The 15,392-nt window shown below is 74.4% G+C and carries 13 protein-coding genes; 3 read left to right on the top strand and 10 right to left on the bottom strand.

Annotated elements, in window-relative coordinates:
- The first annotated feature begins 16 nt into the window (after positions 1 to 16).
- Complete coding sequence (locus PT931_RS33975; protein ID WP_456249818.1) at positions 17 to 2,101, top strand: HEAT repeat domain-containing protein; 2,085 nt, start codon at positions 17 to 19, stop codon at positions 2,099 to 2,101.
- Here PT931_RS33975 and PT931_RS33970 read toward each other — a convergent pair.
- The 8 genes from PT931_RS33970 to PT931_RS33935 all read right to left on the bottom strand — a co-directional run bounded on the left by PT931_RS33970 (position 2,070) and on the right by PT931_RS33935 (position 12,447).
- Positions 2,070 to 4,457 carry a penicillin acylase family protein gene (locus PT931_RS33970; RefSeq protein ID WP_456249817.1) on the bottom strand — a complete coding sequence of 796 codons (2,388 nt, stop codon included), beginning with the start codon at positions 4,455 to 4,457 and terminating at the stop codon, positions 2,070 to 2,072. The two genes, PT931_RS33975 and PT931_RS33970, sit on opposite strands and share 32 nt — an antisense overlap.
- Positions 4,458 to 5,426 (bottom strand): DMT family transporter, encoded by a 969-nt coding sequence (locus PT931_RS33965; RefSeq protein WP_456249816.1) that lies wholly within the window; start codon positions 5,424 to 5,426, stop codon positions 4,458 to 4,460.
- 80 nt (positions 5,427 to 5,506) lie between these two features.
- Positions 5,507 to 6,754 (bottom strand): preATP grasp domain-containing protein, encoded by a 1,248-nt coding sequence (locus PT931_RS33960; RefSeq protein WP_456249815.1) that lies wholly within the window; start codon positions 6,752 to 6,754, stop codon positions 5,507 to 5,509.
- On the bottom strand, positions 6,751 to 7,803 hold the full coding sequence (locus tag PT931_RS33955; RefSeq protein WP_456249814.1) for a lysine-2,3-aminomutase-like protein: 1,053 nt from the start codon (positions 7,801 to 7,803) through the stop codon (positions 6,751 to 6,753). Before PT931_RS33955 ends, PT931_RS33960 begins: the two co-directional genes overlap by 4 nt.
- A gap of 5 nt (positions 7,804 to 7,808) precedes the next feature.
- Entirely contained in the window at positions 7,809 to 9,293 is a 1,485-nt protein-coding gene (locus PT931_RS33950; protein WP_456249813.1) for a pyridoxal phosphate-dependent decarboxylase family protein, read from the bottom strand.
- On the bottom strand, positions 9,290 to 11,041 hold the full coding sequence (locus PT931_RS33945; RefSeq protein ID WP_456249812.1) for an NAD(P)/FAD-dependent oxidoreductase: 1,752 nt from the start codon (positions 11,039 to 11,041) through the stop codon (positions 9,290 to 9,292). The genes PT931_RS33950 and PT931_RS33945 overlap by 4 nt, the downstream gene beginning before the upstream one ends.
- A gap of 36 nt (positions 11,042 to 11,077) precedes the next feature.
- The gene (locus PT931_RS33940) at positions 11,078 to 11,734 is read right to left on the bottom strand and encodes a GNAT family N-acetyltransferase (RefSeq protein WP_456249811.1); all 657 of its coding nucleotides are present in this window, start codon (positions 11,732 to 11,734) and stop codon (positions 11,078 to 11,080) included.
- An 8-nt stretch (positions 11,735 to 11,742) separates the two neighbouring features.
- Positions 11,743 to 12,447 carry a gamma-glutamyl-gamma-aminobutyrate hydrolase family protein gene (locus PT931_RS33935; RefSeq protein ID WP_456249810.1) on the bottom strand — a complete coding sequence of 235 codons (705 nt, stop codon included), beginning with the start codon at positions 12,445 to 12,447 and terminating at the stop codon, positions 11,743 to 11,745.
- A 479-nt stretch (positions 12,448 to 12,926) separates the two neighbouring features.
- Here PT931_RS33935 and PT931_RS33930 point away from each other — a divergent pair, with 479 nt between their 5' ends.
- A complete protein-coding gene (locus tag PT931_RS33930; RefSeq protein ID WP_456249809.1) occupies positions 12,927 to 13,295 on the top strand; it encodes a hypothetical protein in 369 nt (122 codons plus the stop codon).
- 102 nt (positions 13,296 to 13,397) lie between these two features.
- Here the strand turns inward: PT931_RS33930 and PT931_RS33925 are convergent, their stop codons facing one another.
- Positions 13,398 to 13,655, bottom strand: a complete 258-nt coding sequence (locus PT931_RS33925; protein WP_363723030.1) for a hypothetical protein — start codon at positions 13,653 to 13,655, stop codon at positions 13,398 to 13,400.
- A gap of 71 nt (positions 13,656 to 13,726) precedes the next feature.
- Positions 13,727 to 14,179 (bottom strand): ATP-binding protein, encoded by a 453-nt coding sequence (locus PT931_RS33920; protein ID WP_456249808.1) that lies wholly within the window; start codon positions 14,177 to 14,179, stop codon positions 13,727 to 13,729.
- Between the two features lie 593 nt (positions 14,180 to 14,772).
- On the opposite strand from PT931_RS33920, the gene PT931_RS33915 reads away from it, so the two are divergent.
- Positions 14,773 to 15,168, top strand: coding sequence for a VOC family protein (locus PT931_RS33915; RefSeq protein ID WP_456249807.1), 396 nt, complete (start codon positions 14,773 to 14,775; stop codon positions 15,166 to 15,168).
- The last annotated feature ends 224 nt before the right edge of the window (positions 15,169 to 15,392 follow it).

Genomic DNA, 15,392 nt, shown 5'->3' with positions numbered 1-15,392 from the left:
TCGTAGTCTGTGCGGCGTGACCGGAACCGACGACATCCCCTGGCCGTCCCTCGACCACGCCTACGGCAACGCCCGCGACGTGCCCGCGATGCTGCGCGCCGCCGCCCAGCCCCGCAGGGACCGCGCGCACCGGGGCGTCCAGAACCTGCACGCCAGCGTCCTGCACCAGGGCAGCCTCTACTCGGCCACCGCCCCGGCCGTGCGGCAGGTCGCCGCCCTGGCCCTCGAACCCCGGGTCAAGGTCCGGGCCGCGCTCGCCGCGTTCGTGGGCACGGCCGGCGCGTCGGCCGCGATGCTGTACGACGACGAGATCGTGCTCGCGACCCGGGAGGCGGTCACCGCCGCGGCCCTCGTGCTGCTGCCCCTGCTGTCCGACCCGGACCCGGACGTGCGCGCCTCGGCCGCGTTCGCCGTGGGCCACGGGCCGGCGGAGGCCCGCGACCCCGTGGCGGAGGCGTACGCGCGGGAGGAGCACCCGACGGCCCGCGCCTCGCTCCTGCTGGCCCTCGCCCGGCTCGACCCGGCCGGCGCGGCGGTCACGGCCGCCTGCGCCGACCCGGAGCCCCCGGCGGTCCGCGCCGCCGCCGGGTACGCGCGGGCGGTCCTCGACCTGGGCTGGGATCCGCTGGCCACCGCCGCCGTGGTCGACGCGTGGACGGCGGCCGACGAGGACGGCCCGCTGGCCGACTGGCCCTGGTCGCACCGCCCCCTCGACGACCTGACCGAGATCCTCGGCACCCGCGCCGTGCCCGTGGCCCTCGGCCTGCTGGCCAGCCCGAACCCGGCCGCCCGGGCCGCCGGCGGCTCGATGGCCGAGAAGCTGTGCCGGGCGTACCGGTCGGCCCCGCCCCTGCTCGTGCCCGCGATGGCCGCCGCGCTGACCGACGACGACCCCGACGTCCGGCGGCGCGCCGTCACGGTCGTGCGCATCGTCGGCGGCGCGCACCGGGTCGCCGACGCCCTGTACGCGGTGGCGGCCCGCCCACCCGGCCCGCCCGACCCGGAACAGCGCCTCGTGCCGAAGGACCCCTCCGAGGCGGCGTTGTGCCTGCTGGCCACGACCGGGCACCCGGCGCTCGGCGACCTGGTCCGGGCGGCGCTCGACCGGGGCCGGATCCCGATGGAGCTGCCAGGGCTGCTCGCCGAGGCGGGACTGCCGTTCTCCGCCGACCTGCTGGCCCGGGTCCGCGCCCGCCTCGCCCTGCTCGCGGACACCCCCCTGGTGCCCAACAACGAACGCGCCGGCTGGTGCGACCTCCTCGCGTCCTGGGGGACCGCCGCGTCCCCCGCCCTGCCGGAGGTCCTCGCCGTCGCGCCCCTCGCCGGGGTGCTGGCGGCGGACGTGCTGGTCACGTTCGGCGGTCCGGAGGCCGTGGCCGCCCTGGCCTCGGTGGCGGTCGAGGCCAACCCGTACAGCAGGGTCGCGGCCGCCCGGGCGCACTGGCGGGCCAGCGGCGACCCGACCGTGGCCAGGGCGGTGGCCGCCGACCTGTTCGCCCGCGACCAGGACACGGCCGGCGCCGTCGGGCTGTGGCAGGACCTGGACGCCGGGCCGCTGCCCCCGGCCGTGCTCGGCCTGCTCAACGGTGTCGCCGATGTCAGTTTCCCCGGCCGCGAGGCCCAGGTCGCCGTCGCCCGGCACGTGTACCGGACCACGGGCGACGCCGCCCGCGTCCTGCCGACCGTGGTCGCGGTGATCCGGGCGGGGGAGCGGCCGGCGGGGCTGGCCGCGACGCTGGCCGGCGAGATCGGCGACCCCGGGGTGCTCGACGACCTGCGGGCCCTCCTGGACGACCGCTGGGCGGCGACCGGGGCGGCCGGGGCGATCCACGCCCTGACCGGCGACCGGTCCGGCCTGGTGGACCCGCTGGTCGCCGTGGTGGCATCCGGGTTCGGGTGGCGTCCCGCCCTGGACCTGCTGGTCCGGTGGGGTGCGGCGGAGGCGGTGCCGGGGCTCGCGGAGCTGGCCGACCGCGACGAACGGGTCGTGACCTCCGGGGTGCTCCGGGACGGCGCCTGCGCCGAGGACGACGCGCTGGTCGTGGCGGTGCGCGCGGCGGTCGAGGAACTCAGCCGGGCGGCACCAGGAGGTACCGGCTGACGGTGTGCGCCTCCACCGCGGCCCGGCTGTAGTACAACGGGAAGCTGCCGTCCGCCGCCCACGCCGGGTACAGGTCGTCGAAGTGCCGGTCACCGGGCCGCCCGGACTGCCCCGGCGCGTTCATCGCCCGCGACCCGTCCCAGTCGCCCACGTCGACGACGATCCGGAACGTGGCCCCGTCGGTCTGCCGGAACGCCGGGTCGTAGTCGGCGCACATCACGGTGTCGCCGCTGCCGCCCCGTTCCCGGACGGGCAGCGGCGCCCAGTCCGGCCCGAGCCACCCGGACAGCGGGTGCGCGGGGGCGGCCCGGTGCAGCGCGCCCCACCGCCACCGGGTCGGATCGCCGCCGAGCAGCGCCGCCGCGTCGGCCCACGCGTCCACGAGGGTCCGGGACAGCAGGCCTTCGAGCACGGGCCGGTCGGCGTCCAACCCGGCGAGGTGCGTCAGGTCGGCGCGGACGTCGGACCCGAGCACCTCGTCGCAGGTCAACCGGTCCAGCGCCTCCTGGACCGCGCCCGGTCCGACGAGCCCGGCCAGGGCGTCCCGCAGCAGTGCCGGCCGCAGGTGGCGGCGCGCCCACACCTGGTAGAAGGCCGCGGCGGCGGAGTCCCGGGTCTCGTCGCAGTCCCAGCCGTCCAACAGCTCCAGAGCGGACACCAGCTCAGCGGTACCCGTCGGATCGGTCGCGACGACCACGCCGGGGGCCGACGGAAGCAGCGGACCCGGCCTCCGGTGGGGAGGCGCCACCAGGTCGGGAGCCGGCGCCGCGACCAGCGTGGCGGCACGGATCCGGCGCAGCGCCGCGAGTACCGGCCGGGCGGTGACGTTCACCGTGTCCGCCTGGAGCCGCACGCAGTCCGCGACCGTCAGCCCCGACGCGCCCGCCAGCACCTCCCCGATCCGGTCGTGCCGGAACCGGTGCTCCCACTCACAACTCACCGCGGACCCCACCGGCACGTTGCACTCGTTGGCGGTGGCGATCCAGTCCCGGGCGGGATCCCGCTCCGCCAGGTCGGGCGCGCGGAACCCGGCCCACTCGTACCGGCCGTCGCCGGGCACGGGCAGGGTGCCGTCCCAGTTCGGCCGGACGGGGACCAGCCCGGCGGGCCGCCAGCCGATGGTGCCGCCGGGGGTGGCGTACACCTGGTTCTCGCCGGGGGAGCCCCACCGGTCGAGGGCGTCGACGAACGCGTCGGCGTCCCGGGCGCGCAGGTAGGCGAGGCTGCCCAGGTAGGGGGCCATGCCGGGTTCGAGCCACGCGGCGCGGACCGCGAAGGCCAGGTTCCTCGTCCGGTCCTCGTGGATGACGGGGCCGTGCCGGGTGAACCGGAGTTCGGCGTCGACCGGCGCGCCGTCCGCGACCCCGATCAGCTCCCGGGTGACCCGCATCGGCTCCCACCGGTCGGCGTAGCGGTACTCGTCGGGGGCGTCGGGGTTGGTCCGGTAGACGTAGAGGTCCTCCTGGTCGATGGCGAAGATGGTCAGCCCGAACGCGAGGTGTCCGTTGTGTCCGATCGAGATGCCGGGCAGCGCGGGCTCGCCGGCCCCGATCACGTCGAATCCCGGCGCGGACAGGTGCGCGAGGTAGCGCAGCGAGGGCACCTCGACGGCCCGGTGCGGGTCGTTGGCGAGCAGCGGCCGACCGGTGGCGGTCCGGCCGCTCCCCACCACCCACGCGTTGCTGCCCTCGGGCCCGACCCGGGGCAGGGGCAGGTCGGGGCCGTCGAAGGTCGGCCGGGTGGTGGCGAGGCGGTACACGTCGAGGACGTCGTCGGGGATGTCGGCCAGGTCCAGCCCCTCGGGGACGACGAGCTCGCGGTGCGGCTCCCGGGCGCGGCGCAGGTCCTCGACCCCGGGGCCGAAGTCGCGCAGCGTGCGGGCGCGGGCGACCTCCTGCTCAAGGTTGGCGTACAGGCCGTGGCTACGGATGACCGCGATGTCGGTCGGTTCCCACGGCGCCGGCCGGTAGCCGAGCCGGTCGAACTCCGCCGGCAGCAGCTCCGGTCGCTGGTCGCACAGGGCGATGTACGCGTTGACTCCCGCCACGAACGCGGCCGCGGTCCGTTCGACGCCGTCCCCGTACGCCAGCCACTCGGCGCGCAGGTCCCCCCGGTACAGGAACAGGCGCGCCGCGCGGTCCCGGGCGACGTACCCGGGGCCGAACACCTCCGCCAGCCGTCCGAGTCCGCGCCGCCGCCACAGGTCCAGTTGGAACAGCCGGTCCCGGGCCGCGTTGAAGCCCTGGGCGCAGAACAGGTCGGGCTCGTTGTCCGCGTACAGGTGCGGCACGCCGTACCCGTCGACGAGGATCTCCACGGGCGCGGCGAGGCCGGGCACCGGGAACTCGGCCCGCACTCACTCCTCCAGGTCCGACTCGGTGAACAGGAAGATGCCGCCGATCATGATCGCGCCGCCGATCAGTTGCCAGGCGGCGACGCCCTCGCCGAGCAGCAGCACCGCGAACACCAGGCCGAACAGCGGGATCACGTTCAGGAACACCCCCGCCAGGGTCACCGGGGTGCGGATGATCGCGTAGTTGTAGAGCAGGAACGCGGTGCCGAGCCCGCCGCCGCACACGACGGCCGCGACGATCCAGTGTCCGGGCCGGGCGCCGGCCGTGGTCGCCGTGTCGTCGAGGAACCACTCCCAGGCCATCAGGGGCAGCGTGAACAGCAGCCCGAACCCGAACTGGTAGGACGTGGCGACCAGCGGTTCGGAGTGCTGCACGACCCGGCCGGCGATGATGCTCCCGATGGCCGCGAACAGCGAGCCGAGCAGGACCAGCGCGTCGCCGAGGGTCAGGCCCATGGCGCTGGGGCCGCCGCCGAGCACGGCCACCCCGACGGCGGCGAGCAGGACGCCCGCGATGGCCCGCCCGGTGGGCAGCCGGCGGCGGAGGACGGCCGCGAGGGCCACGACGAAGCACGCCTCGGTGCCGGCCAGCAGGGATGCCTGCCCGGCCTCGATGTGCGCGAGGCCGAGGCCGATCACCCCGTACCCGAGCATGGGTTCGAACAGGCCGAGCAGGGCGAGCCGGCCGAGCTGGCGACGGGGCGGGCGCCGGTGGCCCCGGCGGAGCAGCAGGGTCCACAGCAGCAGGGTCGACCCGGCCAGGGAGAGCCCGAGGACGGTCATCACGGGCAGACCGCGCAGCGAGTACTTCTCCGCCGTGATCCACAGCCCCCAGATCGCCGAGGCGGCCAGCAGCGCCAGGAGCCCGGCCGGCCGGCGGAGCATGGCGGTGACCCGCAGGCCGTCGGGCGGTCGGCGGTCCGGGGTCGCCACGTCCGTGGCGGGTCCGCCCGGTCGGTCGTCAGTGGACATCGGTTTCGGGTCCTCTCAGTTGGTCACTCCGCGCCGGCGGCCGGCACGGTTCGCGAGCCCGGCACGGGTCGGTCGGGCGCTCAGATCCCCAGCACCCCCTCCACGACCCGCTCCGCCTCGGCGACCACCTCGGCGTCCGCCCCCACCACCAGGTACCGCCACTTGCGGTCCAGGTCCCGGGTGTCGGTGACGAGCACGGCGCGCACCTCCGGGGAGTCCCCGCCGAGCCCCTCGGCCGCCAGCCGCCGCACCGCCCCGGGGAAGTCGGGTCCGTCGGGACCGAACCGACCGTCGGCCCGCCAGTGCACGGGACTGTCCCCGGGCCGCAACCTTCGGGCGAGCTTCTCCAGGTACGTGCCGCCCGTGGTCCGCACGTTGGCCTCGGTGAGCACCCAGCCCCCGGCGTGCACCCCGCAGTCCACGTCGAACCAGCCCCGGTACCCCTGGCCGTGCAGCCAGTCCCCGAACAGCGCGGCGGCCTTGCGCAGTTCCGGGTCGGCCGGGTCGGCGGGGGACGGGGAGACCATGCCGGTCCAGGCGTTGCGCACGGTGCGCTGGTCGCAGGAGTAGTAGCCGGTGACGCCGGAGTCCTGGGCGAGGAGTTCGATGCTCGGTGAGGAGTACAGCGGCAGGTACTCCTCGTACACCCAGCCGCAGCCCCCGGCCGGCTGGTCGTCGACGGCCGCGCGGATCCGGTCCCCGACGGTGGCACGCGGTTCGGCCTCGATGACCAGGTTGCCGAAACCGGTGGAGGAGCGGTCGGTCTTGACGATCGCCGCCGGGTACTCGGACAGGAACGCGACCAGCCCGTCCACCAGGTCCGGCAGGTTCCCGGCGTACCCGCCCGGGGCGACGGGCAGGCCGAGCGCCACGGCCGCCGCGCGGAACCCGTGCTTCGTGTTGGCCAGCCGCACGGCGGCGAGCGTGGCGTCGGTGGGCGGCGTGCCGTAGGGCAGCAGCCGCAGCCCGGTGCGCCGGACGAAGTCGAGCACCGGCCGGTCCAGGGCGAACGCGTCGAGGTCGGGCCGGGCGGTGATCCGGCCGGTCGCGCCCTGCCCGGCGGCCACGTCCAGCGCGTGCGCCGTGGCGATCCCGGGCGGTTCGACGAGGTCGACCCGGTGCACGTCGAGGCCGGTGACGTCGGCGACGTAGTCCTTGAACCGGGGCGGGCACGGCGCGAGGGTGACCAGGCAGTCGCCCGGTTCGGCCTCCCACAGCATCCGGGGCGTGACGACGGCCATCGCCCGCAGGTACGCCGGACCCGGGTTCTCGGCCATCGTGTCGCTGTTGACGTTGGCCAGAATGGTGCGCGGCGCCCGCCCGGTCACGCCTGCTCCCCGGCCACGACCGGCGGGTACGCGTGCCGCACGCCCCACGGATCGGTCACCAGCGCCTCGTCGCCCTCCCCGGCCAGGTACGCCGGCCCGATCGGCACCTTCCCGTGCCCGCCCGGAATGTCGAGCACGTACGTCGGCTGGCACATCCCGGACACCCGGCCCCGGAGCCGCCGCATCAGTTCCTGGCCCTCGCCGATCGTGGTCCGGAAGTGGCTGGTACCCATCGCCAGGTCCCCGTGGTGCAGGTAGTACGGCTTGACCCGGTTCACGATCAGGGTCCGGAACAGGTCCTCGAGGGCCTCGGGCGTGTCGTTGACCCCCTTGAGCAGCACGGTCTGGCTGACCAGGGGGATGCCGGCCCGCACGAGCCGGCGCAGCGCGACCTGCGCGTCGTCGCCGATCTCCTGGCTGTGGTTGGTGTGCACGACCACCCAGACGGGCGTGTCCAGGGTCAGCGCCGCCACCAGCTCGTCGGTGACCTTCTTCGGGTCCACGACCGGCACCCGGGTGTGGAACCGGATCACCCGGACGTGCTCGATGGCGTCGAGCGCCTCCAGGATCGGCCGCAGTCTGGCCGCCGACATGATCAGCGGGTCGCCGCCGGTGAGGATGACCTCCCACACCTCCGGGTGCTCGCGGATGTAGTCGAGCGCGGCGGCCAGGTGCTCGGCGCCCAGCATCGAGTCCCCGGGGCCGACGACCTCGCGGCGGAAGCAGAACCGGCAGTACACCGGGCAGACGAGGACCGGCTTGAGGAGCACCCGGTCCGGGTACCGGTGCGTGATGCCCTTGACCGGGGTGAACGGGTCGTCGCCGATCGGGTCCGCGCGCTCCTCCGGGGTGGCGTGCAGTTCCCCGCTGGTCGGCACGAACTGCCGCGCCACGGGGTCGTCCATCTCGAAGATCCGGTCCTGCATCGCCGACGTGATGCTCACGGCGTAGCGCTGCGCCACGTCGGTGATCGCCGGCAGTTGGTCCTCGTCGATGAGTTTGTTGGTGAACAGGTCCTTGGGCGTGCGGATGGAACGCGAGCCGGCCATGCGGGTCACCTCTCTCGGGGAACGGTGGGAACGGGGGTGGCGTCGACCAGGAGCGGACCGGCGAGGGCGGCGCCGAACTCCAGGACCCGGGCCACGAGGAACTCGACGTCGGCCGGGACGGTCCGGTGGTTGTTGTTGGCGAACCGGAGCACGAACGCGCCGTCGATCCAGGTGTGCGACGGCATCGCCAGACCCGCCGTCTGCAGCCGCGACAGGATGGCCTGGTTGACCCGGTTGAGGTCGTCGGCGTGCGCGCCCGGCCAGACGTACCGGAAGCAGGTGACGTTGAGGACGCCCCGGGAGACCGTCTCCAGGTGGGGCGCGGCGTCGACGAGCCGGGTGAGGAGCGCGACCTGCTCGATGTTGCCGGCGATCGAGGCCGCGAACGCGTCGATCCCGTGCGTGCGCAGTGCGAACCACACCTTGAGCGCCCGGAACCGGCGGGACTGTTCGATGCCCCGGTCGGAGAACGCCAGCCGGTAGGCGGCCGGGCCCTGGTCGGTCCGGCTGATGTAGTCGGCGTCGGCGCTGAAGGCCGCCTCCAGGGCGCCCGGCTCGCGGACCAGCACGCAGCTGACGTCGAACGGCAGGTACAGCCACTTGTGCAGGTCGAAGACGAGCGAGTCCGCCTGGTTCATCGCGGCCAGCAGCCGGCGGTGCCCGGGCACCAGGTAGGCGAACGCGCCGAACGCGCCGTCGAGGTGCAGCCAGACGTCCTCCTCCCGGGCGAGGTCGACGAGTTCCTCCAGTGGGTCGACCGCGCCGGTGTTGACGGTGCCGACGTTGCCGACCACGCACAGCGGGTGGAAACCGGCCCGGCGGTCGTCGCGGATCGCCTGGCGCAGCGCGGCGGTGTCGATCCGGAACTCCTCGTCGACGGGTACGAGGCGCAGGTGCGCCCGCCCGATGCCCAGCAGTTCGACGGCCTTCTCGAACGAGTGGTGGGTCTCGGCCGAGCCGTACACGGTGAGCCGGGGGGCGGCCGCGAGTCCGTGCCGTCGGATGTCCCAGCCGCCCGTGCCCGCCTCGCGCGCGGCGGCCAACGCGATGATCTGGCCCATCGAACACCCGCTGGTCAGCAGCCCGTCGCCGGCGGCCGGCCAGTCGAGGGCCTCCTTGAGCCAGGCGAGGACCTGCTGCTCGACGATCATGGCCGCGTTCTCGCCGGAGCCCAGGGTGCAGTTCATCACGGAGGCGAGCAGGTCGGCGTACGCGGCCACCGGGACGCCCGAGCCGTTCGCCCAGCCCCAGAAGCGGGGGTGGATGTTGCCCCGCGGGTAGGGCAGCACCGTCGCGCGGAAGTCGTCGTACACCGTGGACATCGGGGTCGCGGAGCGGGGGAGCGGGGTGCTCAGGGCGCTCTGGACCTCGTCCGGCACCGGCCGCCAGACGGGGCGGGTCCGGACGCCGGCCAGGTACTCGACGACGTCGTCGACGATCCGGTGCCCCAGGGCGCGGAACTCCTCCCAGTCGGGGTCGAGGCCGGTCACCGCTGCCCGCCCGCGAAGGACGAGAACCGCTCCGGGTGGTACAGCGCGTGCATGGCGTGCTCCTCGCCCCGCAACGACGCGAGCACCGCCCGCGCGATGGCCGGCGACTGGGCGAACCCGCCGGTGTTGTGCCCGCCGTTGACGATGAACAGCCGCCCCCGGCCGGTGGTCTCCGCGTGGTAGAGCCCCAGCGACGTCGCTGTCCACGGCCGCACGCAGAACTTGAAGTCGTAGTTGTCCGCCGGCAGCGAGGACTCCTGCATCTCCGCCCGGTCCGGGAACAGCCGGTCGATCGTGTCGAGGATGCCCGCGCGGATGGCCGCGAGCTGCGCGTCGTCCACGGCGTCGACGTCCTCGCCCAGGTACCCGTACCCGGAGCCGACGATCAGCACCTCCTGGCCGTCGGCGTCCACGGCCACCGTCACGTTCGCGTCCTCGGTGACGTGCCCCCGCCGGGCGATCTTCAGCGAGTTGCCGAGGTTCGCGTCCTTGTTGCTGATCCGGATCCAGCCGCCCAGGATGCCGTGGATCCGCCCCGCGCACGGCGAACCGTCCAGCAGGGCCCGGCCGTGCACGCCGGGCGAGGCGACCACGTGCGCGTCGCGGGGTACCCGGCCGGCGGTGTCGAGTTCCAGCACCGTGCCCGCCGCGTCCCGCCGGACCCCGGACACGGGCGTGTCCCACTGGAACGCCACCCCGCGCGCCTCCAGGTGCGCGATGACCTTCCGGGTGAACTTGTGCACGTTCAACGTGAAGCCGCGGGCCATGAAGCCGCCGGCGAGGTCGCCGTCCCGGAGCGGCCGGTGCAGCGCGGGGAAGTCCCGGGCCAGCTCGGCGGGTGTCAGGTCCCGGTCGAGCGCGCCGACCCTGCGGTGCCGGGCCAGGGAGGCCGCCAGGTGCGCGGGGTCGCTGTACACCCGCAGGACGCCCTCGGCCAGCGCGACCCCGTCGAACAGGTCCGGATGCGTGTCGCGGAGCTCCGACCAGCCGTCGAGCGACTCGGCCGCGAACGCGAAGATGTCGTCGTTGTACGCCCGGGCCAGCCAGGACGGCACCCGTTCGAACTCGGAGATCCAGTGCCGTTCGTCATCGGTCAGCTGCCGGCCGTGCGCCAGCCAGCCGCGCTGGGAGACCGGTGACCGGAAGTACCCCGGGGCGGTGCCGTGGTAGTCCTGGTTGTTGTAGTTGTCCATCTCGGTCAGCGTGAACATCCGCGCGTCGTCCCCGGAGTGGGTGCAGCCGTAGTCGCGCCAGCCGCCGCCCGGCGCGGGGGACCGGTCCAGCACGGTCACCCGGTAGCCGTGCGCGTCGAGGTGCAGGGCGGTGACCAGGTTGACGATGCCGGCGCCGACGAGGACCACGTCGCGGCCCCCGTCCGGTGGCCGCCCGGGTGGCGCGAGCCGGTCGAACGCCGCCCGCCGCTCGAACGACCGCAGCGCCGCCGCGACATCGCCCAGCCCGCCGTCCTCCAGCCGGAACTCGACGAGCCCCGGGTCCCCGGACCGGTCGGGCAGCCCGATCGTGTACCCGACGAACCTCGCGCCGGGCACCGCCCCCGACCAGCGCCGCAGCAGGGACCGCGACGGCCGGCGCGGGGTGAGCAGGGCGGTCGCGCGGTGTGCGGTCAGGGCCGCGAGCAGGTCCTTGTCGGCGGCCCCGGACAGCTCCGGCGCGTAGGTGATGTTGCCGAGCCGCAGGAAGTCCGAGCTTTCCAGGCCGGGACAGGGCATGGTGATCAGGGTGTGCATGACGCTGGTCCTCCTGCTTCGGGGTGGAGGGTGCGGTTAGGAGTGGTACGGGACCGCCTGGCGCGCCATGCGCAGCCGGACGGCCGGGCCCTCGCCGGTGAGCGCGACCCCGACCCAGCCGTCACCGAAGGCCTGTTCGAGGTCCCCGGTCGCGTGCAGCGGGACGTCCAGCCCGGTCGGCGCGGCCGGCCAGTCGCCCGGATTCGGCCGGTACAACAGGAACCGGAGCCGGCCGCCGAACTTCCGCACCAGTCGGACCGGCCGGAATCCCGCCGAGAGCAGGGAGCCGATGCCGTGCGGGTTGCCGGGCGCGCTGGTGGCGAACAGGTGCCGCAGACCGGTGCCGGCCACGTCGCGCAGCGCGGTGGTGTTCAGCAGCCGGGCCAGGCCGTGGCCGCGCCAGTCGGGCAGGACCGCGATGGTGTCCCAGTGCGCGACCAGCCCGTGCTCGCCCGGCGGCAGGGCGCTGTCCCTGGCCAGGTTGAACTCCCGGTCGCGCGGGTAGTAGACCAGCCGGTAGGCGACGGTCTCCGGCCCGTGCCGCACGCCGTAGCAGCGGCCGCCGCCGTCCAGGCAGTAGGACAGGAACTCGGGGGTACTGGTCTGGAACACGCCCGGGTCGGCCAGCCCGGACCGGACGCGCTCCTGGAGTTCGAGCAGCAGGCCCAGGTCCGTGGGTTCGAGGGTGCGCACCACGAACATCACGCACCCCCGGCCGCGTGCGTGAACGCCGCCACCAGCGGATCCGGGGACCCGTCGTCGGCGCCCGGCGGCAGTTCGGGGTGCCACAGGACGCCGACCGCCCAGCCGCCGCCCCGGTACTCGACGGCCTCGACGAGCCCGTCCTCCGAGTGCGCGGTGGCCCACCAGTCCCGGTCCGGCTCCCCGAGCCCCTGGTGGTGGTAGGACGTGACCACGAACGACGGCGCGTCGTACGCCTTCGCGAGCCTGCTGCCGCCGACCACGGTGACCAGGTGTTCGGCGGGTTCCGTGAGCGAGGTGCGGTGCGCGACGAGCCCCTGGTTGACGTCGGGGATGTGCGGGATCAGCGGGTTGCCGCTCGCCACGTGCAGCACCTGGCAGCCCCGGCAGACGCCGAGCGTCGGGAGCCCCCGGTCGAGCGCGAGGGCGGCGAGCCGGAACTCGAAGACGTCCCGTTCGGGCTGGTAGTCGTAGCCCTCCTGGCGGAGGGTGCCGGGGGCGTGCGCCGGGTCGATGTCCTCGCCGCCGGTCAGCAGCAGGCCGTCGAGCCCGGCGAGCACCTCCCCGCACAGCGCCCGGTCGCCGGTCGGGACGACGACGGGCAGGCCGCCGGCGCGCACGACCTGGTCGACGTAGCCCTCGTGGACGCTGTGGCTGCGGATCGACCGGCGGAACCGGGTGGTGATCCCGATCCTGGGCCTCATCTGGGCACACTCATGGTGAGAAACCCCCGTAAAATTCTATACAGTGGACAAAGGCCTGCCTTGGCGGGTGATACGGAGATGGCGGTTCAACCCGGATGTGTCGGGGTAATCGGAAACCAGGTTAACAAAGCCGTGAAAGCGAAAACAAGATAGATGTCCAGCTATTTTTTACACAACTCTGTGGGTACAAGTGGGCGGCGCGCGATGGACGTGCGGGGGCGCCGGCGGGGTCCGTGGATCCGGGTGGATCGGGCGGAATGGGCGGTCATGGGCGACCAAACAGGCCCATCCTGGCGTGTCCAAAATGGACTGTCAATACCGCGTTCGCAGTATGCGCGCGGCCCGCTACGGCGCCGGCGGTAGCGCCGTACCGCCAGATTCACGGCCAATTCTCCAACATCGATGGGATGTCGGGATTTCCGCTGGTCCGTAGCGTCGCTCTCGGCAACGGAAGCACCCGATCAAGGAGTTGACCAGCGATGAGAAATGCTCTGCGCAAGGCTGCTGTGATCGCCGTCGGTATCGCCGCGCTCGCCATGACCCCCGCCCCCGCCAGCGCGGCGGCGGGCGGTGACCCCGCCGGGCTCCTCGGCGGCGGCTGCACCACCCTGAGCGCCCCGGGCGGCGGCACCGCCCACGTCTGCCGGACCTGGAACGCCAACGGCGACGGCACCTACTGGGGCGAACTGTCGGTCGACAGCGCGTCCAGCCGGGTCTACACCCAGGCGTCCCGCGACGGCTCCGTCGTGCAGGTCTCCGGGCGTGGCCAGAACGGCTACGTCCAGTACAACGGCTACAAGAAGGTCTACCAGCGCGCCTGCAACACCAGCTGCGGCGCCTGGTGGTAGCCGGGCCGGCACGGAGCGGCGGAGACCGTCGCGCCCCGTGAGCACCGAGGCGCCGGGACCCCGACGGGTTCCGGCGTCCTCCCGCGCCCCGCAGGGGACCGGTCAGCCGACCCGCATCAGCCGGTACCCCAGCGGCTCGGAGGGGTCCTCGATCGCCAGGACGTGCACGCCCCGGTCCGGCCGCACCCGGCGCAGCACGTCGCCGAGCGCCTCGTGTACCCCGGCCGGGATCAGGTGCGCGGGCCGCCCGCCGGACAGTTCCCGCACGGCGCGGCGCAGGAGCGGGTTGTCGAGCGCCCGGGCCATGCGCGCGGACGCCGCCCGGTGCGGGGCGTCGGGATCAGCCGGGTCTGTGCTCACGGGACGAGCCTAGTCAGGATCGCCCGGTGCCGGGGCGACGGGTTTGACCGCGCGCCCCTGCCCGGACGCGGTCAGCCGGCGGGGGAGTCCGCGAGCAGCAGCACCGCCGTCACCGTCGAGCCCTCGATCCGCAGGTGGTCGCTGAGCTGGCGGATGATCCACAGCCCCCGGCCACCCTCCGCGTGCCGGGACACCAGACGGGTACCGGCGCCCGCCGGGTCGGCGATGCCACGCCCGGGGTCGGCGACCTGGCAGAACAGCGCGGAACCCGTGCGCCACAACCGCAGCCGGCCCGACCCGCCGCCGTGCCGGACCGCGTTGGTGGCCAGCTCGCTCGCGAGGACGACCAGCCCGCCGATCCGGTCCTCGGGGAGCCCCAGCGCGCCGGCGTGCGCGGCGACGGCGGCCCGGAGTACGTGCAGGCCGTCGACGCCGAACGCCTGGTCCAGCGCCACCTCGGCCGGGCTCCACACGGAACCGCCCGGGGACCGCCCGCCGTCCGTACCGTCCTCAGCCCCGTCCATGGGCCTGTCCTACCCCGAATCCGGCCACCTCATGCGCGCCGAGCAGGGGAAACCGGCCCGGGGTCCGGCGCGGGGCGACACGACGGTTTGAGGTGCCGTGCGGCGGGGTACCTGTGCGTCAGGGGGAAGGGCGCTCCGGCTGTCGCATGTCGGGGCGTGGCGGGGAACGACCGGGGCCGGTGGGTGGCCCGCACCCACGTGGCGCGCATGGAATCCGCCGGCCCCGGCATCCGCCGCCGTCCCCTGGGCGGGAGCGCGGCCCGCCGCCGGTGTCGTTGATCACCGGATCGTTGTCGGGGCCCGGCCGGCGGTTGTAGTGTTCGGGGCGTGACTGCCGGGTCGGCCTCGTGCCGTGAACAGACGGGCCATCCGGCTGCGCCGTGATCGCCCGGCGGGCCCGTGGTCCGCCCCCGCTCCAGGTCGAACGCCCACCGGGCCCCACCTGTCGAGCACCGCGGTGGACAGCCCCGCGTAACACGACGCGCCGGCTTGCCGCGCGTCCAGCACCTTCCGCACGGAGTGCCCCGAGGCGTGTCCCCGGCACGGGCCGTGCGCCTTCCCCTGGTACCACATCGTCTGCTTTGGAGATCTTTTTGCCCATCCACCTCAACCACACCATCATCGCGTCGACCGACCGGCGGGAGGCCGCCGAGTTCTTCGGCCACATCTTCGACCTGGCCGTCGGCGCGCCCGCCGGCTTCTTCATCCCGGTCCAGCTCGGCAACGGCGTCACCCTCGACTTCGCCACCATGCCGGACGGCGCCCCGGTCCCGGCCCAGCACTACGCCTTCCTGGTGTCGGAGACCGACTTCGACGGCGTGTTCGCCCGGATCCAGGCCGCCCGCGTCGACTTCTGGGCCGACCCGCGCCAGAGCGAACCCGGCCGGATCAACCACAACGACGGCGGCCGCGGCGTGTACTTCCTGGACCCCAGCGGCCACTACCTGGAGGCCATCACCCGGCCCTACGGCGGCGGGGATCCCCTGTAACCCCCGGACCTGACGGCCCCGTCCCCGGCCGGAGTCACCCACTCCTGCCGGGGACCTCCGCCGGACGGTGCGCCGCGGCCAGTCGGGAATCCCGGCCCGCTGTCCTACCAGGACGGGAGTGCGGCAACGTGAGCGGGGGACCGCCACCATTCGGCGGCACGGATCAGGCCCTGTCGCGGGCCGGGAGAACCCGGCGGGGCACGGTCGCACCGGGTCGTCGGCGC

The organism is Longispora urticae, from assembly GCF_053902585.1.
Note: the sequence above shows the minus strand (reverse complement) of the source record. Positions and strands in the feature narration are given on the sequence as shown.

Excerpts from the sequence above, each read along its gene's own strand:
- PT931_RS33965 (WP_456249816.1), bottom strand. The coding sequence starts at position 5,426 with ATGTCCACTGACGACCGACCGGGCGGACCCGCCACGGACGTGGCGACC.
- PT931_RS33955 (WP_456249814.1), bottom strand. The coding sequence starts at position 7,803 with ATGGCCGGCTCGCGTTCCATCCGCACGCCCAAGGACCTGTTCACCAAC.
- PT931_RS33945 (WP_456249812.1), bottom strand. The coding sequence starts at position 11,041 with ATGCACACCCTGATCACCATGCCCTGTCCCGGCCTGGAAAGCTCGGAC.
- PT931_RS33935 (WP_456249810.1), bottom strand. The coding sequence starts at position 12,447 with ATGAGGCCCAGGATCGGGATCACCACCCGGTTCCGCCGGTCGATCCGC.
- PT931_RS33930 (WP_456249809.1), top strand. The coding sequence starts at position 12,927 with ATGAGAAATGCTCTGCGCAAGGCTGCTGTGATCGCCGTCGGTATCGCC.
- PT931_RS33920 (WP_456249808.1), bottom strand. The coding sequence starts at position 14,179 with ATGGACGGGGCTGAGGACGGTACGGACGGCGGGCGGTCCCCGGGCGGT.